Annotated in this window: 20 protein-coding genes, 1 tRNA gene and 1 pseudogene; 4 read left to right on the forward strand and 18 right to left on the reverse strand. The window is 51.7% G+C overall.

Annotated elements, in window-relative coordinates; all coding sequences use genetic code 11:
- Window positions 1-172 precede the first annotated feature (172 nt).
- Window positions 173-1,207 carry a LacI family DNA-binding transcriptional regulator gene (locus tag AB9F27_RS13865; RefSeq protein ID WP_369757863.1) on the reverse strand — a complete coding sequence of 345 codons (1,035 nt, stop codon included), beginning with the start codon at window positions 1,205-1,207 and terminating at the stop codon, window positions 173-175.
- Window positions 1,208-1,287: 80 nt separating this feature from the next.
- Here AB9F27_RS13865 and AB9F27_RS13870 point away from each other — a divergent pair, with 80 nt between their 5' ends.
- Window positions 1,288-2,469, forward strand: a complete 1,182-nt coding sequence (locus AB9F27_RS13870) for a phytanoyl-CoA dioxygenase family protein (protein ID WP_369757864.1) — start codon at window positions 1,288-1,290, stop codon at window positions 2,467-2,469.
- A 274-nt stretch (window positions 2,470-2,743) separates the two neighbouring features.
- Here AB9F27_RS13870 and AB9F27_RS13875 read toward each other — a convergent pair whose 3' ends face one another.
- From AB9F27_RS13875 to AB9F27_RS13900, 6 genes and pseudogenes are all read right to left on the reverse strand, one after another.
- A complete protein-coding gene (locus AB9F27_RS13875; RefSeq protein WP_369757865.1) occupies window positions 2,744-3,004 on the reverse strand; it encodes a hypothetical protein in 261 nt (86 codons plus the stop codon).
- Between the two features lie 447 nt (window positions 3,005-3,451).
- Window positions 3,452-3,961, reverse strand: a complete 510-nt coding sequence (locus tag AB9F27_RS13880; RefSeq protein ID WP_369757866.1) for a DUF1993 family protein — start codon at window positions 3,959-3,961, stop codon at window positions 3,452-3,454.
- Between the two features lie 71 nt (window positions 3,962-4,032).
- A complete protein-coding gene (locus AB9F27_RS13885; RefSeq protein WP_369757867.1) occupies window positions 4,033-4,845 on the reverse strand; it encodes a class I SAM-dependent methyltransferase in 813 nt (270 codons plus the stop codon).
- A gap of 147 nt (window positions 4,846-4,992) precedes the next feature.
- Window positions 4,993-5,214: pseudogene (locus tag AB9F27_RS13890) on the reverse strand (ATP-binding protein); the annotation flags it as partial.
- A 345-nt stretch (window positions 5,215-5,559) separates the two neighbouring features.
- A complete protein-coding gene (locus tag AB9F27_RS13895; protein ID WP_369757868.1) occupies window positions 5,560-6,528 on the reverse strand; it encodes an SDR family oxidoreductase in 969 nt (322 codons plus the stop codon).
- Window positions 6,529-6,796: 268 nt separating this feature from the next.
- Window positions 6,797-7,711, reverse strand: a complete 915-nt coding sequence (locus AB9F27_RS13900; RefSeq protein WP_369757869.1) for an aldo/keto reductase — start codon at window positions 7,709-7,711, stop codon at window positions 6,797-6,799.
- Between the two features lie 161 nt (window positions 7,712-7,872).
- On the opposite strand from AB9F27_RS13900, the gene AB9F27_RS13905 reads away from it, so the two are divergent.
- Window positions 7,873-8,757, forward strand: coding sequence for an AraC family transcriptional regulator N-terminal domain-containing protein (locus AB9F27_RS13905; protein WP_369757870.1), 885 nt, complete (start codon window positions 7,873-7,875; stop codon window positions 8,755-8,757).
- Between the two features lie 335 nt (window positions 8,758-9,092).
- Here the strand turns inward: AB9F27_RS13905 and AB9F27_RS13910 are convergent, their stop codons facing one another.
- Window positions 9,093-9,830, reverse strand: a complete 738-nt coding sequence (locus AB9F27_RS13910; RefSeq protein ID WP_369757871.1) for a competence protein CoiA — start codon at window positions 9,828-9,830, stop codon at window positions 9,093-9,095.
- 738 nt (window positions 9,831-10,568) lie between these two features.
- Here AB9F27_RS13910 and AB9F27_RS13915 point away from each other — a divergent pair.
- Both AB9F27_RS13915 and AB9F27_RS13920 read left to right on the forward strand, forming a co-directional pair.
- The gene (locus AB9F27_RS13915) at window positions 10,569-12,215 is read left to right on the forward strand and encodes an arylsulfatase (protein WP_369757872.1); all 1,647 of its coding nucleotides are present in this window, start codon (window positions 10,569-10,571) and stop codon (window positions 12,213-12,215) included.
- Between the two features lie 162 nt (window positions 12,216-12,377).
- Complete coding sequence (locus AB9F27_RS13920; RefSeq protein ID WP_369757873.1) at window positions 12,378-13,367, forward strand: HAD family hydrolase; 990 nt, start codon at window positions 12,378-12,380, stop codon at window positions 13,365-13,367.
- Between the two features lie 472 nt (window positions 13,368-13,839).
- Here the strand turns inward: AB9F27_RS13920 and AB9F27_RS13925 are convergent, their stop codons facing one another.
- The 10 genes from AB9F27_RS13925 to AB9F27_RS13970 all read right to left on the reverse strand — a co-directional run bounded on the left by AB9F27_RS13925 (window position 13,840) and on the right by AB9F27_RS13970 (window position 24,083).
- Window positions 13,840-14,715 (reverse strand): ABC transporter permease, encoded by an 876-nt coding sequence (locus AB9F27_RS13925; RefSeq protein WP_369757874.1) that lies wholly within the window; start codon window positions 14,713-14,715, stop codon window positions 13,840-13,842.
- Window positions 14,712-15,791, reverse strand: coding sequence for an ABC transporter permease (locus AB9F27_RS13930; RefSeq protein ID WP_369757875.1), 1,080 nt, complete (start codon window positions 15,789-15,791; stop codon window positions 14,712-14,714). The genes AB9F27_RS13925 and AB9F27_RS13930 overlap by 4 nt, the downstream gene beginning before the upstream one ends.
- Window positions 15,788-17,293: an ABC transporter ATP-binding protein gene (locus AB9F27_RS13935; protein WP_369757876.1), complete on the reverse strand. Its 1,506-nt coding sequence runs from the start codon at window positions 17,291-17,293 to the stop codon at window positions 15,788-15,790. Before AB9F27_RS13935 ends, AB9F27_RS13930 begins: the two co-directional genes overlap by 4 nt.
- On the reverse strand, window positions 17,290-18,384 hold the full coding sequence (locus AB9F27_RS13940) for a BMP family ABC transporter substrate-binding protein (protein ID WP_369757877.1): 1,095 nt from the start codon (window positions 18,382-18,384) through the stop codon (window positions 17,290-17,292). The genes AB9F27_RS13935 and AB9F27_RS13940 overlap by 4 nt, the downstream gene beginning before the upstream one ends.
- On the reverse strand, window positions 18,384-19,775 hold the full coding sequence (locus tag AB9F27_RS13945; protein ID WP_369757878.1) for an amidohydrolase: 1,392 nt from the start codon (window positions 19,773-19,775) through the stop codon (window positions 18,384-18,386). Before AB9F27_RS13945 ends, AB9F27_RS13940 begins: the two co-directional genes overlap by 1 nt.
- The gene (locus tag AB9F27_RS13950) at window positions 19,772-20,404 is read right to left on the reverse strand and encodes a glutathione S-transferase family protein (protein ID WP_369757879.1); all 633 of its coding nucleotides are present in this window, start codon (window positions 20,402-20,404) and stop codon (window positions 19,772-19,774) included. The genes AB9F27_RS13945 and AB9F27_RS13950 overlap by 4 nt, the downstream gene beginning before the upstream one ends.
- On the reverse strand, window positions 20,401-21,237 hold the full coding sequence (locus tag AB9F27_RS13955) for an aromatic ring-hydroxylating dioxygenase subunit alpha (RefSeq protein WP_369757880.1): 837 nt from the start codon (window positions 21,235-21,237) through the stop codon (window positions 20,401-20,403). The genes AB9F27_RS13950 and AB9F27_RS13955 overlap by 4 nt, the downstream gene beginning before the upstream one ends.
- Window positions 21,234-21,848, reverse strand: a complete 615-nt coding sequence (locus AB9F27_RS13960) for a Rieske 2Fe-2S domain-containing protein (protein ID WP_369757881.1) — start codon at window positions 21,846-21,848, stop codon at window positions 21,234-21,236. The genes AB9F27_RS13955 and AB9F27_RS13960 overlap by 4 nt, the downstream gene beginning before the upstream one ends.
- Window positions 21,849-22,655: 807 nt before the next feature.
- The gene (locus tag AB9F27_RS13965; RefSeq protein ID WP_369757882.1) at window positions 22,656-23,843 is read right to left on the reverse strand and encodes a tyrosine-type recombinase/integrase; all 1,188 of its coding nucleotides are present in this window, start codon (window positions 23,841-23,843) and stop codon (window positions 22,656-22,658) included.
- A 164-nt stretch (window positions 23,844-24,007) separates the two neighbouring features.
- Window positions 24,008-24,083 (reverse strand) — tRNA-Thr (locus AB9F27_RS13970).
- Between the last annotated feature and the right edge of the window lie 30 nt (window positions 24,084-24,113).

Raw genomic sequence — 24,113 nt, forward strand, 5'->3', positions numbered from 1 at the left:
GGATGCCAAAGACTGTCCTTGTTGGATAATGCAGACCACTTCGTGAGCAATTCATGGGCAGAAAACTGAAGTGGCAACTAAGGGCGGAAAGCGGATCTTCGCTGCGGTCTCTACCGATGACCGCTCTGCAAAAAAAAGCGACTTTTCGCCGCTTTTGCGCAAGTTCCTACTGCTAAAGACGTCTGCTGTGAGGTGGAATGTTCTCGGGAGTAACGACCTGAATGTGAGAGATGGTCGTATGAAGCGGATCAAGCATGAGTTTGTGGTGATGCAAGAAGGCGTGGAACACGTTTTGTAAATCAACGCGAAGGTCATGGTGCAGCACAAAGCTGATACAGCCATTTTCGATTAACCGTCGGTTTTCACTGTCCAGATCATGGGCCACGTAAATGTCAGGGAGTGCGCCGTTCTGCTCGAGGATTTCCAAAATCGTCGTGTTGCCACCACCCATTGAATAGACGGCACGCAGCTGGTCAAAATCTGCTACAACATTTTGCATTATGCGCGATGTTTCAAAATGAACGCCGCTGCCTCCGCTTGCATCTATGATGCGCAGGTTTGGACACAATCGGTTAAGTGTCGCCCTGAACGCCACTTCTCGCTCTTCCTCCCCCAAAAAGAGACCACTGCTTTTTGAGGTCAGCACGGTTCCTGCGCCTTCCCCAACCGTCTTCGCAATCAAGTAGGCCGCCGTGCGACCTGCGCTTTGATTGTCAAGTCCGACATATGCGATGCGCTTTGTTGTGGTCAGATCGGTAACCAAAGTGACCACTGGAATACCTGATGCAATCAGTTGATCCACCGCCGCTCTAATTGTCGGCAGATCACGCGCTTTGAGGCAGACGCCATGGCTGCCACGCTTGGCGATGCGCGACAAAGCAGCAACGACATCATTTCCCCCCATAATCTCTTGCGCCAAAAACCTTGGGCGACACACTGCGTTTGCGACACGTGGCAAAACCTGTTCGGCGGCTTGCTGCACTTCACGACTGAAGCGTGATGGCGCTTCGATGACAAAATCGAAAAACAGACGTCGCCCATGAGCGGTCAATTGCCCCTCTTGTCCTTCAAGTTCGGAAATGGCTGCGGCAACACGTGCCTTGGTTTGCGGGCTGACGTTCGCGCGATTGTTTATCGCGCGGTCAACCGTCGCAGTGCTGAGCCCTGACTGTCTCGCAATTTCTTTAAGTGGAAACCGATGTGTCATTTGATGTGTTTCTGATGTCTTTTGGAAATCCAATCAAGGTCTTTTTGTCGAACACTGGGGATAACACAGGGAGACATTCAATGAACCACCAGATCGAAACAGATACAGGATATTTTGACAGCGCGGACTGTGATTTGGGCGAATTCACCGCGCTTATTAATAAAGCTGTAGACCCATCAAACGTTCCAAACGCTGACAACATCCAAAAGAATGTACCAATTTATGACATGTCAGAATTGCGTCTTGCTCTTGAGGATAAGGCGCAACGTCGGACAATAACGGCTGAATGGGCGCGTGTTCTTCAGGCGGGTGCAGGCGTTCTGGTTTTGCGTGGGGCGTACGCGGACACTACCGTTCTTGACGAGGCTACTGCAATCTACGAGCAAATTATTGCAACAGAAAAACTGGCAAGTGGCGGCGGAGGGGACCATTTTGCGGCGTCGGGGTCCAATGACAGGATATGGAACTCCTTGCAAAAACTGTGCGAAGAGGCTCCGGATGTATTTTTACGATATTTCGCCAATACATCCATCGCTGCGGCGTGCGAGGCATGGCTTGGCCCAAACTATCAAATGACAGCTCAGATCAATCTGGTTCATCCCGGCGGTGCGGCACAGCAAGCCCACAGAGACTATCACCTCGGCTTTCAAACGGCTGAAATTAGTGCGGAATATCCCGCGCATGTTCACGACCTTTCGCCTGCTCTGACGCTGCAAGGTGCCGTCGCACATTGTGACATGCCAGTTGAAAGTGGCCCAACAAAGCTTTTGCCGTTCTCGCAACTTTACCGCGCAGGTTATGCCGCGTGGCGACGGGACGATTTTAGGGCGCTGTTTGAAGAGCGTTGCATTCAATTGCCGCTGGCGAAAGGGGATGCCCTATTTTTCAACCCAGCTCTCTTTCATGCGGCCGGCGCAAATACGAGTAGTGACATTCACCGCATGGCCAACTTGTTGCAGGTGTCGTCTGCGTTCGGGCGTGCCATGGAAACGGTAGACCGTGAGAAGATGTGCAAATTGCTGTATCCCCACGCGATGGCCGCACACCAGAACAGCACATTGGGCGTTTCAGACCTAAAGGCTGCAATTGCTGCGTCTGCAGAAGGGTATTCATTTCCGACCAATTTGGACCGCGATCCCCCCAAAGGCGGGCTTGCACCTGAAACCCAGCAAGCGCTGTTTGCGCGTGCCCTTGCTGAGGGTTTTGATCTTCAGGAATTTGGAGCGATTTTGGATGAAATGCATGTCAAGAAATCGTCATAGCTTCAAGCTATCGGCGTAAAAGTGTCTGCCGTTTTCGCTCGACCAGACTTGCAAGGCGGCCATTCGCCGCTCTGCAGAAAACTATCACTTCAGGCTCGAAGCCGCCGTTCGCTGCGCCACGCATCAAGGTCCGGTTAGGGCCGTTCGCGACATCTTCGCTAGAAGTTGGCTCGAGACTTTCCCGCAACCGCAGCATTCGTCATTAAGGGCCGAATTCGGTCGTTAACAGAGCGTTGAACCAAGGTCTGCACTGCGAGAGTACACTCTTCGGAACTTAAAAAGCGTATCCACTAGCAGCTCTTGCTTTGTGTTTTGCCAAAGCTGCTTCAAATGTCGTGTAGTTATTTATTTCAGATTCCCATTTTCTTTTGAAATCGAAGTAAGCGGGACATTTTTTTTCGTTCTTTTCACAAGCAAGCATCAATTTTTCACCCTTGGCGAATTCGCGACTGAGTCGACCGGCAACATCGTTAGGGTCATGCAAGGCGCACCCTGAAATAATGGTAAGAAGTGTGAAAATAACCAGTTTTGACATTGTTGCCTCAAATATGTGGAGCGGACTTTGGATGAATACTGCGCACTATGTTCGCCTTCTGCAATGGATTTCTAATTGAAATTTAGAACTGTTACAGTGAGTTGTGGCAACGCATCGGATTATGTTCAGGTACTTTTCGACCATCGCGCCACAAAACACATATTGTAGGCGAAGCTCACAGCCGACTTTCGCTGCGCAATGCATCAAGGTCTGTTTAGGGCCGGAAGCAGACTCGGTCACTAAGGCGGATTGCGGACTTTCGCCGCATGCGCGAGACAATCATACCGCCACATTGGAAGCCGACATTCAAGTGCGCCTGAAACTGGGCTATTCTTTAAACCGACACAGACCACAAAAAAGCTCTACTTTGTCTGGTCTACGGCTCCAGACTTTGCAGGTACCATGTTTCCTTAACTGCCCGGCCAAAATTATGGTTCAGGCAAATTACTAAAGGCCACCGATAAAGTCGTCCATTTTTGATACCGAGACACCGTTGTGGCGGAGGATATTGAACGCAGTAGTGTGGTGAAAATAGATATTCGGAAGTGTAAACCCAAGGAAATAATTAACTCCGGTCAACGTGGCAGTTTCATTGCCCATTGGGAAAGTGATTTCCCGGTCATGACCGCTATCCACAGACGCTTTATCAACGCTTTGTATGAACGCGACGGTGGCGGCGATGCGGGCTTTCATTTCTGCTTCAGTTCCGACGGCATCGGGGATTTCAGGGAATGGGAGGCCAGCTAGTCGGGCTGTACCGCGAAACGCATGATTTGTCGTCGCCTTCACTTGCTCGGAAAAACTCCACATCTCTGGATTTAAGCGTGCCGTGAACAGAGTTTCGGGAGAAAACTTCCTCGTTTCGGCATCGGACACAGCCTTGTCGATCATGCCCACTTGACCAGCGAGCAGCTTGACGTAGACGGGCACGGACGCCTGATAGATGGAAAATGGCATTTGGTATCCTTTTATTGTTTTTGATAATGAAGCGCTTACGGCGATTGGCGAATCTGAGAAAGGGCCCAGACCTAAGGTGCGCGGCAAACAAACGAAGTGGCCTGCAACGGCATTATTGCTGGTCCGGTTCCAAAACGATCATGGTACCGTTCGAGAATGAGATCGACGACATCCTGTGGGTTGACCTCGCCACGTTGTCGAATTTCATCAACCATCGGCGTTCCGTGGATCATCGCGTTTGCGAAAGCCTCAGGATCTAAAATCTCTTTATCAAAATAGATTTTTTCGTGTTGTACATCCTGCCAACCGGCAGCTCTCAGATCACGCATCACATCAGCAGGATCGCCATATGAAAATGGTGCTTTGTAGAACCCCGGCGGATTTTCAGGAAAAAATTGTGCTACAACCTCATGAGATATTTGCGAATAAGGGTTGGCCGACATTGGACCCCAAGTATTAAAAATATAGTGGCCGTTCGGTTTCAAGACCCGTGCGGCTTCGCGGTAGGAAGCAGGCTTGTCGGGAAAAAACATAACCCCGAATTGACAGACTATCATGTCGAACTCGTCATCGGAGAACGAAAGGTCCATTGCATCAGCTTCGGAAAATTCAACATTTTCGGTGGGTAAAAATTTGAGGCTCGCAAGGTCCAGCATCGGCTGGTTCAAGTCAGTCACGACAAGGCGTGCGTCTGGCGACAGGATATCTCGGAGCCGTCGACTTAATATACCGGTTCCTGCTGCGAGTTCGAGCACATGACGTGCGCCTTTGGCACCCGCTCGCGCAGCCAGATCGTCAGCATAGTCATAAAAGATATTAGGCCCAAGTCCCGTATCATAAAAATCCGGAATGGTTCCAACGAATTGACCATTAATCGTCGTCATTTGCGTCTCCCTAATAAGAGGCAGCAAGATTGCGACCTCGCCTTTCAGCCTACATCACGCAAAGCAAAAAGACAGTGTTAACTGTTGATTTTCACTGAGAGCTGACCCGGTATTTTCACCGAGATATGACCCACCTTTGTTTATGTATCAGCGTCTATTTTTGGTCAATGCGGTCGTTTCCTTTCGAGTTTTCATTGCGGCCTCGGAGCTGGCTTTGAAGCGGTAGCTGTCGTTGCCAGTTTCCAGGATGTGGCAACGATGTGTGAGGCGATCCAAAAGCGCCGTAGTCATCTTTGCATCTCCGAAGACCTGGGCCCATTCCGAGAAGCTGAGGTTGGTTGTTATGATGACGCTGGTCTGCTCATAGAGGCCACCTGACCTCCCACGGAAGCGACCGCGCATTGCCGCACATGAATGCAGAGGCCTCTACGGGGCTTTGCGTTTGCATGCAGAACGAATTTATCGCGCGCGTCCACTAATTTTACGTTTGAATAAATTACATGTGTGTATCGACCGAACAGCACTTACGTGCTAGATTTGAGCAACATGACGCAGCTAGTTTCTCACTGCAAAATCGCCGCATGACCACCAGGTTCTTTCCACTCCCCAAGTCGGTCGAATGACTTCCAAAGTGGATGGAGTTTTCTCTAACCGTGCCCGCTTGAGTCTTGGAGGCTACCAAAAATGACCACCTCCAAGACATTAGTAACGTAGTTACGAGATGCCGCGAGCCCCTAGGCCTGCATCAATGTTGAAAACCTCACCCGTGATAAACTTGGCACCATCGCTTGCGAAGAACTTCACCATACGTGCGACGTCTTCTGGTTCAAACACCGCTTTGGGCAGCGGATGTGCCGCCGACATAATTTCGATCACGGCTTCCCACGTCGGATTTTCCGGAGAGAACGCTGGTATCAGTGATCTTGACAGAGGCGTATCAATAAGCGACGGGCAGATCACATTGCATGTTATTCCGTCACCGGCCAGCGAAAGAGCAGCCGATTTCGCCATTCCGATCACAGCCCATTTAGATGCAGTGTATGCTGCGTACCATTCATTGGGCTGACGCCCCAGGATGGACGAAATTACGACAATACTTCCGGATTTCTGCTTTCTCATGACTGGGGTCGCCGCCTGAATGGTACGCAACGCCCCAGTGACATTTATGTCCATTACAGTTTGCACGAGATCATCATCGAGAAACTCGAGGGGCCCAGCTTGTGTGATGCCGGCATTGACAAGTACGTGGTCCAGCGAGCCGAAGCGGGATACCGTCTCATTGACTGCGTTTGTCAATGCTGCGCGATCCCGCACATCGCCTTGGATTGTTAGGCACTCAACTCCATGTGTTTCGATCTGCAACTTTGCATTGTTAAGGTCTTGAACTGAAGACAAGTCGTAGCCGACTTCTGGCAGATTTTTAGCAATATCAAACAGCACGATGTTTGCACCTGATTGTGCCAACATATCTGCACTGGCAAGCCCGATACCACGAGCACCGCCTGTCACAAAGGCCGTTTTGCCTTCCATCTCTCGTCCAGTTTGCGCTTGCGCGGGTGTTGATCCTCCTGCGACCGCAGCAACAGCAGCAATTGTCGCAGCGCCACCTCCAACTAAGACCGATCGACGACTTGCGCTCTCGACGCGTTCGTTTGAGTCTAATTTTTCATTGTCGTTTTTCATTGTTATTTCTCCGTTTGCATTGGTTATCTTGTTTTCGGCCAAGTGCTCTCCGCGCTCCACCTGGTGCGTGCCTTACCGACGAGTTTAAGAAGTCGAGGACGAGCTTGCGCGTCAAATAATCCGAAAGCCCTCCCTAAACCTCCGAACGTTTAGGCGCAGTGCCAACTCTGAAGAGCAAAATCGGCTTTGGGGTCGAAGCCTGTCATTGGGGCTTGCGCAGCGACCGGTTGAAATTGCCCCGCAGAGCGGACGTTGGTGCAAAGCGGCGTCACGCGGCCGTGCTTGGATCGCCCGTCGCCCAAGCGACACCCTCTCCACGATCCATTGTTTTGATGGACGCTATGTCTGCGTCGTCAATTTGAAATCCTGCAAGGTCGATATTTTGCCGCATCCGATCTGGGTTCAGACTCTTGGGTAGGACGGCGTAGCCGTTTTGCACGCCCCACCGCAAAAGAAGCTGCGCTTCGGATACGCCATATTTTTCGGCCATCTGAGTGAACACCGATCCATCCGCCTTCATCGCATCGGTCTTAGCACTGTCTTGCCCCTCCTGCGTCCGCCATGTCGAAAGTGGGACAAGGCTGCTGTATGCAATCGGAGCGATCCCATTTTCGGCCATGTAGGCGATCAACTCTGGCTTTTGGGACCATGGGTGCAGTTCGATCTGGTTCGCATCAGGCATCGGCAGACCGGCCTGTTTGATCTCGTCGAGGTGGCCTTGGTTAAAGTTGCTCACGCCAATAGAACGGGCTTTGCCCATCTGCTTTAACTCAAGCAGTGCGCGCCATTGGGCGATACGTTCCGGCCCGCCATAAGGGGCGTGGATGAGGTAGAGATCGGCGTAATCCAGTCCAAGCTTTGCAAGGCTTGCATCACATTCGGCGACTGTCTGATCGCGTGATTTTGGTGTGTCGCCCCATGCCGGATTGCCGGGCCAAAGTTTCGCGGTCACAAAAATCGCATCGCGCGCCAGTCCCGTCGCCTCCAACCCAGCGCGGATGCCTGCGCCGACGGCCTCTTCGTTCTGATAAGCTGCTGCTGTATCGATATGGCGATACCCGTTTGAAATAGCGGAACTCACAGCGGCCGGAGCGTCATCATTTGACACTAAATACGTGCCAAAGCCCACGGCGGGGATTGCTGTATTATCGTTCAGGCGAAAAGTTTGCTGCATGGTGGTCATGATCGTCTCCAGTTGTGGCGTAGCGTTAAGGGCATCCTAACCGCGAAGATGGGGCGTCGCCTGCCAAATTCTCTATTGCGCATGCCTATTCCTCCAAAACATTATTGTTATAGGTGCGCCCGAAGTCAGTGCGTGCTATGGAATGGCGCGAGGAGATTGACATGCAGCTCAATGAAATTGCAAACCACGCCGCAACATATTTGACCAATATTGGCATAAAACCGGACACAACGTTGCCGAACCTCTTTGTAATGCGCAAGGAAGAAGTCAGCGCGTTGGAGGCGGTCGTCTACAATCCTGTCATCTGTCTTATCCTACAAGGGGCCAAAGAAACGACAATTGGGAGGCAATCTGTCAAGCTACGGGCTGGGGATGCGCTGCTGGTCAGCCATGATCTTCCCGTTCTATCCAAGATCACGCTGGCCAGTCCTGATATCCCTTATCTTGCCTTGATCTTCTCAATTGACTTGGGAGCGATCCGCAGCCTGTATGAACAGGTTGGCGAAACCGTAATCGAGGTTCCAAACGCACGATCCTTGTCCGCAGGGCCTGCAGATCCTTCATGGGTAGAACCGCTTGGCCGCTATCTATCGTTGGCGGATAAGCCGCTGGAGGCGAAGGTGCTTGGCCCCGCGATTTTACGCGAAGTTCATTTTCGCCTGTTGATATCGCCCATCGGAGGAATGTTGCGCAACCTGCTCTCCGTGGATAGTCACGCCAGTCGCGTCGGCAAAGCAATCTTGAAGATAAGAGCAGGCTTTCGTGAGCCGCTCGCTGTTGCAAAACTGGCCAAAACTGCCGGGATGAGCCAGTCATCCTTTCATGAGCACTTCAAATCGGTAACGGGAACCACTCCGCTCCAATTTCAAAAGGACTTGCGGATGATCGCCGCGCGCGAGCTGCTGCAAAGCGGGCAAAACACCGTCTCTGCGGTGGGATTTAAGCTCGGGTATGAAAGTCCGACACACTTCAGTCGCGATTATACCCGCAAGTTTGGCCTGGCACCGAGCAAAGAAATAATGCGCATCGACTTGGTGCATTCGTAGTGCGGAGCAGACATTCGCTGCGTTACATCAATTATGTCTATTTGGGCTCGCAGCAGTCATTCGCTGCGGCATCGGCGAAGGTCCGCTTAGGGCCGTTCGTGTCATTAAACACTAAGGGCGGATTGCCGATCTTCGCTGCGTATAGAACGAAGGTCGGCAATCCGCTCTTAGCGCCAAATGCTGCACTTTTCACGAAGGTCGGCTTTGGGCCGCGAACGCCGGAAGTTGGACCATCAAAGCACGACATGGTTCGCCAAGCATGAGATCCGGTTCAAGCCCGAAACCCAAAGTGATTGTGGTCAACACACAAGAAAAAAAACTAGGATAATAGTCGGTTACCTTCGGTTTTTCCCAAGGCGCAACCTTGCAACATTTTGCATGATGCTCCGTACGGAGATCATATTTAGTTTCTCTGATAGAATGGATCGCAATAACCCGTCGCGTGACAGCGGCTCAACGAGACGGCTGCTGTGGACAATGCCCGGATAGAGCAGAAAAAGTGGCTGGGGGGCAGCTGAAAAATCAGCTTTAGGGCCCATGTAATCGAAGCAAACAGGAACGGGGCTTTCCAGCCAATTTTCGGGGAAAAACTCTTCCGCGTTATCAGTTAGGAATAAACCTGTGCGTTTTTGACCCTGGATAATTTCAGTCAAACCGTTTCGCCATTTTGTTATTTTCTTTCGATTTCCCTCAAGTCGCGAGCCATCGACGATCCAGAGCATGTTCTTATAAAATGCCTCTCTCGACCGACGTTCTTCTGGTTCCAGATGGGAATGTTGGACCTCTACAGTGAGATCAGCAAGCGTATAGACATCGGCAATGTGTCTTTCGCCTGTCGCTTCATCCGAAAATATCCGCTCTTGCCATCTTAGAGGGAATTCGTTCTTCCAGTTACGATGCCAGTCAGTTTCGGGTTCCCACCAAGGATCGCAGTCCGCTTTGCTTTTGTGGGCCCAATGATGAACTCTGACTTCACCACAGCGAGGTATCATCTCTGATTGACAAAAGGGACACATTCCAACAGCGCCTGGCAATGGCCTACTTCGGTTGCCGTTGATATCTGCAGTAAGCATTTGTGTCCCTCCGGTTCAAATAGGGTTAATTGGGGCCATTACTAACCATAGCAGGCCGATTCCGAAACCGTGAAGTGCCTGCTGCCCTTACGGTAAATGGGCATGGGAACACCCACAGCGAAAGCTCACCCAGTTCGTTAAGACGCCTTCCAGTCTGCAGAAATACAGCACACTTGATGAATGTCTGCTTCGGGAAAGCTGCGTTGCGGCATAAAATAGCATCACCAAGGGCAGCTAAGGGCCGTTCGCGTCGCCTAAATTAGGGCTCAGTTCGAAACCATCGTGCTAACGCCGCATTCGACACTAAGGGCGGAGAGGAGCCGTTCGCTGCGGGCGCGAGTGAGCCACACCGCAACGATTTAAGCGGACATTCAGGCGGCGTCTAACCCGATATTTGCTCTAATCCGCCGCAAGGCAGTTTCGAACCCAGTACCACCCTAACTGCCGAGCGCAGTATCCGTCAGTTAGGGCGACAGGCCGCCGTTCGCGGCAGCGTCCAGTGATGATGGCTCAGCTTAGAAATTTGTTGTTATGTAATCTGGTATTTTTGGCTGAAATCGACCGGTAACCATAAACTTTTAGTAGAACTCCGAGACCCAAGACTTGACCCCAGTAGGTATCGCTCTAATCTTTCTTACCATTGCTTTGATTCGGGATCGTGAGACTGTTCGTCTCAATTAATATTGGGCGTAATGCGACTATTTCAAAAACAGAACCCTAAAGGATGGCTACTTCAACATGAAAACAACTATTCAAGTAACACTTGGGGCGGCCGCGGTCTCTCTTGTGTCGGCCTTCCCGGCGGATGCCCTGGACTTCGATCCGTCGTCGCTTTCCACCTACGGAAGCAAACCTAACATTATCCTGATCGTGTCTGACGATACGGGATACTGGGATCTAGGTGCTTATCATGGCGGCGCGGCACGCGGAATGGCCACCCCCAATTTGGATCAGCTGGCCAAGGAAGGGATGATGTTTACGGATTTTTATGCACAATCCTCCTGCACACCCGGACGTGCTGCTATGCAGACAGGCCGTTTCCCAAACCGTTCCGGCATGACGACTGTAGCCTTTCAGGGGCAAGGCGGAGGACTACCAGCCGCGGAGTGGACAATCGCTTCTGTATTGAAGCAAGCTGATTACAACACCTACTTCATGGGCAAATGGCACCTCGGCGAAGCCGACTATGCGATGCCCACCGCCCATGGGTACGACAAAATGGAGAACACGTTTCTCTACCACTTGAATGCTTATACATACGCTCTGCCAGACTGGAATGTGCAGATGTCGGATGAGCAGCGGGCGTTTTATCTGGCCAATACCACCGGAGTGTTCGAAGGTGTTTCCGGAGAGGCCGCAAACGAGATTCTCGCTATTGATAAAATGACAACCGAAGATCTGGCACGTTTGGACTTGGTTGGTGCCGAAAAATCAGTTGCCGAGCTTGAACGCCTCGCGGGCCTTGATCAACCGTTCTTCATGTCGATCAACTGGGCTGCGAACCACCAGCCAAACCTTCCTTCACCTGAGTTTGAAGGCAAGTCAGCGGTCAAAAACAAGTATGGTGATAAAGTTGTAGAACTGGATCACCGCACCGGGCAGATCCTAGATAAGGTCAAGGAGCTCGGCATCGAAGAAAACACCCTGATTATCTATACCGTGGACAACGGCGCATGGCAGGATGTGCATCCTGATGCGGGTATGACACCTTTCCGTGGGACAAAGGGAACCGACCGTGAAGGTGCCTATCGTGTGCCATTCTTCGCAAAGTGGACTGGCAAGATTGAGCCTAATTCCAAATCACATGACATTGCAGGTGGCACTGATCTGATGGCGACTTTTGCTCACCTTGCGGGCGTTCAGTTGCCGACAAAAGATCGCGAAGATCAGCCCACGATCTTTGATAGCATTGACATGGCACCTGTGCTGTTTGGCGAGGCTGATCCACAGCGCAATACCTGGTCGTATTTCACCGAGAATGAACTTGCTCCAGGTGCCGTGCGCGTTGGTGAATGGAAAGCGGTCTTCAACATTCGCGGTGACAACGGCGCGCGAGCCGGATCGGAAGCTCCTGCCGCCGAACTGGGATGGCGCGGTGCACAGCAATATGTCGCGACCGTGCCGCAGGTGTTCAACCTTTGGGAAGATCCGATGGAGCGGTATGACATTTTCATGACGACTGGCCGCGAAAACACTTGGACCATGCCGACATTGATGGGTGAGGTTGAGCGGGTTGTGAAAACCTACATCGAGTACCCACCACGTCCGGTTCAGAGTGAGTCCTACTCTGGCCCGATCACGCTTAGCGAATACCATCGGTTCACAATGGTGCGTGACCAGTTGGAAAAAGACGGCTTCAAGTTGAGCCTACCGACCGGAAACTAACCCAGATGTTCGGGACGCTGCTCAGCAACGCCCCGAACAAACCATGATGTCAGAAAGGTTTTGCGTCAGCGCTCCTCGACCAAATATCTTCCTCAAAATGTCCGGATGGCATTTTCTGTTCCAACAATCCGTCGGATTCACTCATCTTTAGGAGACCCTTTGATGCGAAAACCAATAACTCGAGTTCTTGTTGTGACGTTTGCATTTTTTGCAAATTCCCTGTCCGCGAGCCATGCTGGCCCATTGGCGTCCTGGAACGATAGCAAAACGAAAACTGAAATAACTGCTTTTGTCGAAGCAGTAACCGACCCGTCGTCAGATAAGTTCGTGGCGGTGGAAGAGCGCATTGCAGTGTTCGACAATGATGGCACGCTTTGGACCGAAAAGCCGATGTATACGCACGCCTATGCCGCGTTTGCGAAGATGAAGAAACAGATCGAAGCCGATCAGACTTTGTTGAAGCGCGAGCCCTGGAAATCCGTTGCACAGAAAGACTTTGGGTATTTCGCACAACTCTACGCGACAGCCGAGTATGAAACCCTTGCAAGTCAGCTTTTTGCCGCTCCATTTGGCGGCCTGTCATCCGCTGACTATACGCTGTGGGCACAGACATTTGCGTCCGGTTTTAAACATCCGAAGTTTGGCGTCGGAATAGCGGATTTGACCTATCAGCCAATGATCGAGCTGATTGACTATCTCGAAGAGAATGACTTCACAGTTTACATCTTCACTGCTGACGAAGGAGCATTCCTGAGGGTATTTTCGGAAGAACTTTATGGCATTCCCCCAGAACGGGTTTTCGGAACAACGGTTCGAGAGGAGTTCGTCATAGGAAGCGACGGGCCTGAATTCGTGCGCACATATCGTGTGGACCACTTAAACAATTGGGATGGCAAGCCGCGCCTAATTCAGAAGGTAATTGGGCGGACACCAATTTTTGCCGCGGGCAATTCAAATGGCGACCAGCACATGCTCCAGTATACGGCGCTAAACGATGGACTATCCATCTTGATACACCACACTGATGCTGACCGCGAGTTTGCCTATGACAAACACACAGACAAGGTCATGCCTCTTGCGTCAAAAGAAGGCTGGGTAGTTGTGGACATGGCATCTGACTGGAGCGAAATCTGGCCAAACCCCAAGAAGTGAAGCAAGAGATAATACCTCGTTCTCGAGGTCTTAGTGTTGCGCTCGCTGGCACGTTTGGCGTTCATTCTAGTGTCTGTTTTGGGCCGAAAACGCTAGTCGGCCTGAACTACGCGAAGGTCTGAAAAGTCCGACCAATCAACGTTCAGCCCGTCAAAATGCTGCACTTTGCACGAATGTCTGCAATGACGGGCTGCGCCGCAGCATCTTGAGTAGGTCGTGGAGGTCGGCTTTGGGCCGTTAGCGGCAATGCCAGGGTTGCCAATGGATGCAAACGCAGCGAATGTCGGCAAAGAGCCCAATGTGTCAAATGCTGCAGTGGGACGAATGTCCGCTTCTGGGAAGCATAGCTATGCATTCGTCGATCTCAGTCTTGAGCTGCAAACAGCGGGCCCACCCAAATGACGCAGCGCTAAAATTTAGTTGTGAGCCCGCGCGATCCGAACAAGAAATTAAACGCAGAGCTAAGCGTTTCTTATATGGATGTTCTGCTTCGTTTCGAGATGACGACAAGCATCAAGATTGTTGCGATATAAGGCAAGCTTGAGAGCAGTTGAGAAGGTAGCCCAACCCCTGCGGCTTGCGCTGTTAACTCGCCCAACGACAGCAGCCCGAACAAAACCGCACCGAATGCGATCCGCCCTGTTTTCCAGGTCCCAAAGACAACCAAAGCAAGCGCGATCCAGCCGCGACCTGCGATCATGCCCTCGGCCCATAAAGGCGTGTAGACCGTCGCAGCATAGGCCCCAGCCAACCCACACATTGCCCCACCAAAGGCAACGGCAGCGCAGCGAATGCTTGTGACGGGATATCCAATTGTGCGCGCAGCATCGCTGTTTTCTCCGATCGCCGTCACAATAAGCCCGGCCTTTGTACGGTTCAGCACATACCACATTGCAATTGCGCCAAGAATGGTGAGCCAAACCACGATGTCTTGGGTGAACAGTGTTGGGCCAAGTACGGGAATTTCTGACAGAATGGGCATGGGCAGTTTAGGTAGGCCAGTAATCGTGAGGCTTTCATAGGATTTCCCGAAAAGAGCTGATAATCCTAACCCAAGAATACTGATAGCAAGACCCGCCGCGACTTGGTTGGCTTTCACTGTCAACACCAACCCAGCAAAGACCATCGACAACAGCGCGCCTGCGCAAGCGGCCGCTGCAAAGCCCAGCAGATGTGAATCGCTTTCAAAAACACAAATAAACGCAACGGCAGCTCCGATGGCCATCATGCCTTCTAGGCCGAGGTTTAGTAAACCTGTGCGCTCAACAACCATTTCACCCAGCGCCGCAAGCAAAAGAGGCAATGCGGCAGCCAAAGTGCCTGCAAGTAAAAACGCGACGATACTCATGTGTTGCCTCGCGATTGCGACGGGGTAAATTCAACTCGGAAACGGATCAGCGTGAAAGTCAGGAGGTAAAAGGCGAGCAATAATCCTTGGAACACCTCAACCGCAGCGACCGGCAAACCCGCTGTTACTGTTGCGCTATCCCCACCGATATAGACGACCGAGATAAGGAAGCTTGAGACAACGATACCTATGGGCCTTAACCCGCCCATATAGGCTACGATAATCGCCGCGTAGCCGTAACCGGATGAGACAGAGCGTTGCAGCTGTCCTAAAGGTCCTGAGACCTCGCTCGCGCCTGCAATGCCAGCGGCCATTCCGCCCAAAGCAAGGCTGATCCAGATCATTTTGTTCCCATTAAAACCCGCATAAAGTGCTGCTCGCGTCGCAAGCCCCGAAGTGCGCAGTTGGTATCCACTGAAATGATGTTGCATCATTAAATGGGCTAGAACACTGGCTATCAACGCGAAAAGCAGTGAGATATTCGTGCGCGTCCCTTCAAACAAAAGCGGCAGCATCGCGTTGTCGGGGAACATGACGGTTTGCGGGAAATTGAAACCTTGTGGATCCTTCCAAGGTCCCAACAGCAGATAATTCAAAATCTGCGCTGCTATGAGGCTTAGCATCAAAGTCACCAGAATTTCTGAGGCCCCAAAGCGCGTTCTTAGCCCTGCGGCGATGCACCCATAGGCCATGCCGCCGATGGCACCTGCGATGATCATCGCGGGCAACATCAGCGGAAATGCACCATCCGGAAAGAACACAGGAAACGCAGAGGCGCAGATGGCTCCGACAATAAACTGCCCCTCGGCCCCGATGTTAAAGACATTGGCGCGAAACCCGATAGCCAACCCTTGTGCGATCAGCATCAAAGGCGCGGTTTTCAAAAGGATTTCGGTAAAACTGTACCAGCTTAAGAATGGCTTCAGCAGCAAGGCATAAAGTGCAGTTCCGGCGGGTTTTCCCAGCAGTGCAAATAGAACTAGGCTGGTCAGGCAGGTTAGTACCAAAGCTAAAATTGGTGCCGATACCATCGCCGCGCGTGATGCTGTGTCGCGGCGCACGAGTTGGATCGTCATTCAGTCGCCCCGATCATATAGGCACCGATGTCTTGGGCCGTTGTTGTTGCAGCATCTAATGGTTCGGACAATTGCCCCTCGCTAAGGACATGTAGGATATCACAAATTTGGAACAGTTCTTCCAGCTCTTCCGAGATAACAAGAATCGCCGCCCCTTGGTCACGCATTTCAAGCAGGCGCCGCCGGATCGCGGTTGCAGCACCGATATCAACACCCCAAGTGGGTTGGGACACCAACATGACTTTGGGTGCGAGCATGATCTCGCGACCAAGAATAAATTTCTGTAAATTGCCACCAGACAGCGCGCCTGCCTCAGTTTCAGGAGAAGGGGTGCGCACGTCAAAATCGGCGATGCAAGCATCGGTAAACAACCGTTCCACCTTACGCTTGATGAAACCGTTTTGCAGCATTCCCTGGCGGTGAGCCGTCAGCAGGCTGTTGTCAGCCAGCGACATTTCAGGCACGGCACCGCGCCCCAATCGCTCTTCGGGTACGAACGAAAATCCAAGCGCACGCCGTTGCGATGGCCCAAGCCGTCCAGCAGGCTGGTCCAAAATCGTGATCATATCTGCCTTGGCACAGAGCGCCTCACCCGAAATCAAGGCGGCCAGTTCTTGTTGACCGTTCCCTGATATGCCTGCAATTCCAATGATTTGGCCGCTTCTCAAGTCCAGATCAAGCGATTTCAATGAGGTTCCAAAACGGGTTTTCGAAGGATGCTCCAAACCACGCAGTTGCAGCGCGACATCACCGGCTGCCGTGTTGTTATGTTTCGTCAGTTTCGGTATTTCGCGCCCAATCATCAGCTTGGCCAGATCGGCTGCTGAATGCGTGCGTGGGTCGACACGTCCCGTCACTTCGCCGCGCCGCAAAACGGTTGCCTCGTCGCACAGTTCTCTGATTTCATCGAGTTTGTGAGAGATGAAAAGGATTGCCATGCCTTTGGCCTGAAGGCTGCGCAATGTTTCAAATAACATAGCGACGCTTTGCGGCGGCAGAACTGACGTAGGCTCATCCAAGATCAACAATTTGGGATCTAACAGCAAACAGCGGATGATTTCGACCCGTTGCCGTTCACCCACCGATAGTTGATGCACCATCGCATCGGGATCCACATGCAGCCCGAATTGATTGCCGAATGCCGTGATCTTATCCGCCAGTTCAGCCTGTTTTCCAGGCACCAAAAGCGAGACATTTTGCACAACGCTAAGTGTTTCAAACAACGAGAAGTGCTGGAACACCATGCCTATCCCCAACGCTTGCGCGTCGGACGGTTTGTTCAGATGTACCGGTGTTCCGTTCCAATGAATTATGCCGCTGTCGGGTTTTTCGACGCCGTAAACCATCTTCATCAGGGTGGATTTACCCGCCCCGTTCTCACCCAACACCGCATGGATCGACCCTGCGCGTACCGCGAGGTCGATGCCTTTGTTTGCCTGCACTGTCCCGTACCGCTTTGACACATCGTTGAGTGTCAAAAGTGCAGGCGAGTGATCGCTCATGAAGGAAGTGGCGTTGTGACGCCTGCGACATGCCAATCCATGCTAAGGATTTCACCGTCGGTCATTGCAACACCTTCAGCATAGCGTTCTGTGCCGTCCTGATCAACAAGTGGTCCCTGGAAGACAGTGAATGTGTCTGCTGCAATCTCAACCTGTTTCGCCTCGATTTGCGCTACAACGTCGGCAGGAATATCTGCGTTCCAGTCAGCAGTATAGACGACATCATCGTCCATCCCGAGCCAGAAATTATTGCCTTCAAACGAACCAGCCAAATGGCCATCAACAAGCCGTTTGAAGTGCGGGCCCCAATCGGTTCCAACAACGCCAAGATATTTCGATGGCGCATATTTTGCCATGGATGAGTTCAGGTTGAAGGAATAAGCGCCTGCCTCTTCAGCAACCGCAATCACGGACGGTGTGTCTTGGGCGTTGGAAAAGACAACATCGACGCCTTGGGCCATCAAGGCCTTAGCGGCGTTTTGCTCTGCCGCTGGATCGAACCAAGAATTCACCCAAACAACGCTCATCTCGATTTCAGGATCAACAGAACGTGCGCCCAACATGAAAGCGTTGATCGAGGTGATTAGCTCTGGGATCGCAAACGCGCCCACACAGCCCAGCTTTTTGCTTTTTGTAAGCGATGCAGCGGCCATGCCCATCAAATACGTGCCCTGCCAGTATTTGGCGGTGAAAGGTGAGAAATTTGGTTCGGTCAGATAGCCAGACGCATGGATGATCGACACATCAGCGTTGCGCTTGGCAATCTGGATGCCGCCGTTCTGGTAGCCGAACGACCCCAAAAGCAGCACTTTGTTGCCTTCAGCAACAAGACTGTTTGCGATGCGGTCGGCATCTGGACCTTCCGCGATGTTTTCCAGAATGGTAAGCTCGATTTGGTCGCCATAAGCTTCTTTTACGGCATTTACGCCTTCTATCAGCGTGTGGGACCAGCCCACATCAGCCGCGGGAGAGGGCAGCACGACCCCCATTTTCAACACATCCTGCGCCATTGCCTTCATAGGCAGCGCAATCGCGGTAGTTGCAGCAAGTGTGCCCTTTAGAAAGGTGCGGCGTTGTACATTATGTGACATTAGAGTTCCCCTGTTTGGTGTTGCGGTAAAATTGTGTGCAGCGTTTGTTCGGCAGCATGAAAAAGCGCCATTTCGTCAAGATGTGGAAAGTAACCATTGGCCCAAACAACCTGTCCATTAATCATCGTCAGATCAACAACAGCGCCGATGCCAACCTTGGCAATTAAACTGATTGGATCGTGACGTGTCCCAACATAATCGAGCTTGCGGGTATCAATTGCGAACAGATCTGCAGCCATTCCAACGCGCAATGCCCCGATGTCCGAGCGCCCTAAAAGAGAGGCACCGCCCTCGGTCGCATAGTTTAGGAACCGCGCCGGCGTTGGCACAGGATCTTCACGACCCGAGGCCGCCAAACATTGCAACATATAAGCCGAATGGACGCAGTGCATCAGATTGGAATTGTCGTTTGAGGCAGCTCCATCAACCCCAAGGCCGATGCGCACGCCAAGCGCATCCATCGCTGGGATATCCGTGACCTCTGCGCCAACCAGATAGACGGGTTCAGGACAGTGGGAAACGCCTGTGCCGGACGCCGCCATGCGCGCAAGTTCGGCGCGCGTCAGCTCCCATCCGTGGGCGTAAAATGTATCTGGTCCCGCGAAACCGATGTCTTCGCAATATTCTACCGAACGTTTGCCATGGATCTGTTCGATGATCGGGCTTTCGCCTTCGCCCACGTGACTGTGCAGGATCACACCTTTGTCCCGTGCAAGACGCACAGATTCAACAAATGTTTCTTTGTAGCAATTGACGGGCTGGCAGGGTGCTACCGCGACTTGACGCATCGAAAGCGGGCCCGCATCGTGGTAACTGTCAATCAACCGTTCGCAATCGCCGATAAATCCATCTGTGGTTTCCAGCATTTCATCTGGGATGGTGCTGCCCTCGGACTTGGGCAGCGTATTACCGCCTCGACCAGCATGAAAACGAATACCCATCAGTTCTGCGGCTTCAAACTGACGGTCGATGATATGGCTGCCAGCATGGCGTGGGAAGCAATACTGGTGGTCAAAGGCCGTTGTACATCCATGTTTGATCAACTCGGCCATCGCCACCACTGAACTGTGGTAAAAGCAATCTTCTGTCAGTTTCGAAAAGATCGGATAAATACGATCAAGCCATTCAATAACAGAATAGCGGGTCCAATCTAATTCAGCCCGGTTGCGCACGAAGCACTGAAAGAAATGGTGGTGCGTGTTGACCAAACCAGGATAGATGAACATTCCAGAAGCGTCGATGACCTTGCAATCATCGGATAAGTTGCGCGACAGATCAGGTCCAATGGCCTTGATCGCTCCAGCTTCGATGAGCAGATCGTGGCGCCACAAAACCGGCTCTGCTGCTGAAGTCACGATCGCTTCGCAAGATTTCAAAAGGGTCGTTGTCATGCAGGTAACGCCGGATCTGGGGCCAATTCGTGAAGCCGATGGATGCCGGGCATTTCGATAAACCCTGGCAAAGAGCGGATCGCACGCATCCACAGGCGGATCGTTGGATAAGGATCAAGGCTTACGCCGCCATCAGGTGCAAGGGCGGTGTTTGGAAAGCAGGCAATGTCAGCGATGGTTGGACATGCACCTGTTAGGTACGCCATACCGTCAAATCGTATTTCGCTTAGGTGTTCCTCAAGTTTACGTAGCTGTGTCACCCCATCTCGGCGTGCCTTCTCGATATCGACATCATAAGATAAAATGTCGTGCAATCGTGCCATACCGAGGCTGGCGTTCAATTGATCTGCGAAGTTGAGCCATTCTGCATCGGCATTTGTCCCCAGCCATCCGCTGTCCGCCTGCGTCGCCAAATGCCGGAGCATCTGTGTAGATTGTGACATGATGTGTTCGCCATCAACGAGTATTGGCAGTGTGCCTGCGGGGTTCAACGCAAGCATCGTATCTGATTTGTGATCTTTCTTTGGGTGAAAATTAACCGCTTTCAATGTCAGCGGTACGTTCACAAGTGCAGCCATCAGCCGGACTTTGTAGCAACTTGCACTGAGTATATAGTCGTAAAGGATCATGCTGCGACCACCTGTGCGCCGTATGTATATCCGATTTTCTTCAGCCAGCGGCGATAGGCGATCGAAGTCATATCTGCCTGTGTTGGTGCCTCCATTCCAGGGTCAAGCGGCAGCTTGCGTGGGATTTGATTTTCCAAAATTGAACGGTCCTGCATGAAGATCATTTGTTGAAAACTCACCAATTCTGCGTGCAATGTCGTGTCATCATAAAGCGCCATCCATGGCCAAACCTCGCACCATTCTTCATTCAATGGTTGGACAAAAAGGGTGATGACATCCCATTCGCCGGGGCGCGGTGGGCAGGTCTTATAAAGCACGGCAACCGTTGGGGCTGCGACCCTATACATGTAATCTGTGGTGATCCCGCCATCGGCCGATTGCGCGGCTTGTGGCTGGTAAAATTTGACACGGGTTGCCCAAACTTCATCGACGTCTTCACGGATCTCAACGTCGTAACGTGCGACCTCGGTATGGGGTTCCGCGCCAAGCACATCGGTATGAACAAAAGGGAAATGTGCGATATCAAGGAAATTTTCTACGGCCCGCAAGGGCGAACATTTCACTTTGATGGACCCACAATCGACAAGGCGTCTGCCCGGAGCTTCGGCTTCGGGTATCGTAAACAGGTCGCGATCTGGTTGTCCAAGACTGGTCCAAAGATGGCCGTAACGCACAACAGTGGGCAAGGATTTACCGGACGCATCGCGCACCCAGTAGCTTGATCCATCCCGACCCAAAGTGATCGCTTCATCCAACAACAACGTATCACGCGGTGCATGGATGCCAGAGCACATAGCGACGGGATACCAATAATTTACAGCGTTACTGGTCATGCCGCAGCCCTTTCGATGTTTGCGCGTTGGATCTCCAGCCAGCGCGAAACCTCTTTGCGGCCGTCAGGATCGCAGGTCAAAGCATGGATTGCAGTGCTGGTATCGTTGACAGGGTGCAGAGCGAGAGTGATCGGACGGGGAGTGTCCAAATGAATGAGTGTGGCATCAGGTGACCCGAAATAGGTTGCCACGTCACCAATAGCGCTGTCGATGTGAAGTGTGCGCACGGGCGTTGACAAGTGAACAGGTGGCGGGGCATCGGTGGTTTCGGTCAATGTGGCCCAAATCAAACCATCTGCCTCGGCGCACTGATAGGTTTTGGCGCAAATGCTTTTTGGGGGCACAAGATTGGGATGTGCTGGAATGGAAACGCACCCGCCATCGCTGCCATACTGCCAGCCATGATAAATGCATGACAACTTTTCGCCACGCACAAAACCCTGTGACAGGCGCATGCCACGATGTGGACAGCGATCACCCCAAACAAATGCCTGTCCCGATGCACCACGCCAAATGGCCAAATCGTTTCCGTTAAGACAACACGGCATGCTCATTGCACGCTGCAAATCCGCGCTCAGCGCGATAGCCACCCAAGTCAAAACACACCTCATCCCAAATTTCCCCAAGATGAAGGTACGCCCTGGAGCGCAGAGCAATCAATCAGAATTCTGGATTAAAGTTACTTTTTTGATCAAAAATTCAATTTTGGTCAAAATTTAGTCAATATGAACGTCTTGACCCGTCGATTTGAAATCCACGTGCGCAACAAGTGCAGACTGAGGTCCCAAGCTACACGCCAACGCCAGCGCGTTTAGCATTTCGTGCTGCCCAGTCGCGCGTACGTTAAGACAATCGGCATGCAAAGATGCGCTAAATTCACGCAACCCCAGCTTGAAAGCATGACGCATTATCCACTCTGGGAAATCTGGTGCGGCAACGCGCCCGAATATCTGGATTGACCCGACTTGATCTGACTGGGTTGGAATTGTTACTGGCAACGTTTCATCCTAAGCAAAATTTTCAGACACTTCGTAACTTGTACTAAATAACATTTCATCCGACCTGAGGTCAGTCAAGATGTCATGCACTTGTTAAGAGCATCACAGCGCGTAGACGTCATTTTAAACAATTAAAATTTTAATTCTATGTTGGGGACATAGGACTTAAAAAAGCCGACATTGATGCTCACGCAGCGAACGTCGGTTTTGTCCGCTTAGCAGACCTAGCGACCTAATAATGCTGCGGCAACGTGTCAATGTCCGCTTCGGTGGGCTGCACCGCAGCATTTGAAACTGTTCTGAGCGGCGGGTTTGGGCCGGAAGTACCGTTTTTGCATCTCGCAATATCTGCCAGAATTCAAACGCTTGAGTAACAGACCATGGCGGCATTTCTAGACCTGCAGGTAACGTCGCAGACTTCTATCCTGCTCGCAAGTCGTCCAAAAACTCCGCCCACCATTCTGACATCTTCACACGCTCCTCCCAAAACGCCCCACGTGCATAAGCACGACGCACCTCGTTTCGTTCGACATGTGCCAAAGCACGTTCGATTGCGTCGGGGTGCCAAAGGCCGCTTTCATTGGCTAAAGTCGAAAATGTTGCCCTAAATCCATGCGAAGTCATTTCTTCGCCAGTATAGTCCATTCGGCGCAATGCGGCGTTCAAGGTGTTTTCACTGATGGGGCGATGAAATGAACGGGTAGATGGGAAAAGCAACCGCCCATGACCTGTCTCTTCTTTCAATTCCAACAATAATTTAATCGCCTGTCTTGGCAACGGCACGGCATGTTCAATGCGCATTTTCATGCGCTCGGCTGGAATTTTCCAGACATTCGCTTCAAAATCGAATTCTGCCCATTCAGCTAAGCGTAATTCTCCGGGGCGCGTTGTGACGATTGCCAGCAATTCCAATCCTAAACGTGTGGTGTTTTGCCCATTATAACCTGAGATTGCTCGCAGCAATCCAACAAGTGCATCTTTGTCTGTTATTGCAGCGCGTGATTTGGTTTTTTGCCTAATAAGCGCATCGCGTAATGCAAACGTTGGATCGTTTTCGGCCAACCCGTTCGCGATAGCATAGCGAAACACCGCGCCGACAGTGGATCGAATGCGATGCGCGGTTTCGTAGAGTTCTTTGGCTTCACTCTTTTTCAGGGTCTTCAGAACGATTGCTGATGAAATATCATTGATCGGTAAGCGCCCGAAATCCTTGTTCGCGATGGCGATAAAGGACGATACTTTTTTCAAAGTGGCGGGCGCTCGGCCTTCTATCGTGATCTTGGCCAAATAGAGTGCAGCTATCTTTTCAAAGGTATTCGCGTTTTCCTGCTGTCGAAGCACATTACCTTCTTGTCGTGCCAAGCTTGGATTAATTCCAGCCGCAACTAGCTTTCGTGCATCGTCTCTCTTTTGCCTTGCTTGCAACAACGAAACATCGGGATATTTACCGAATGAAAGCAGCCCCTCTTTCCCATCCAACCGATACTTAAATCGAAAGAGCCTAGAGCCGCTTGGCTGAACAGCAACAAACAAACCATCAAAGTCGCTTACTTTATAAGATTTCGCTCTAGGCTTTAGATTCTTTATCTTTACATCTGTAAGCGCCATGCTGGGGGTATCCAATTTTCCTAAATCTACCCCTACCCCCAAAGTACCCCCCTTTTAGGCAGGATACAGCCGCACACGATTGGACGGGATAGGACAACAAATCGTTAGAAACCCTTATAAACAAGCTTCAATCGGATGTCACTGGACTTTAATAAACTGGAAAATGGTGCCCCCACACGGACTCGAACCGCGGACCTACTGATTACAAATCAGTTGCTCTACCAGCTGAGCTATAGGGGCACTGTGGCGGTGATTTAGCAACCTCGGATG

Origin of the sequence: Falsihalocynthiibacter sp. CO-5D18 (assembly GCF_041205445.1) — a bacterium.
Taxonomy (GTDB): Bacteria; Pseudomonadota; Alphaproteobacteria; order Rhodobacterales; family Rhodobacteraceae; genus Falsihalocynthiibacter; species Falsihalocynthiibacter arcticus.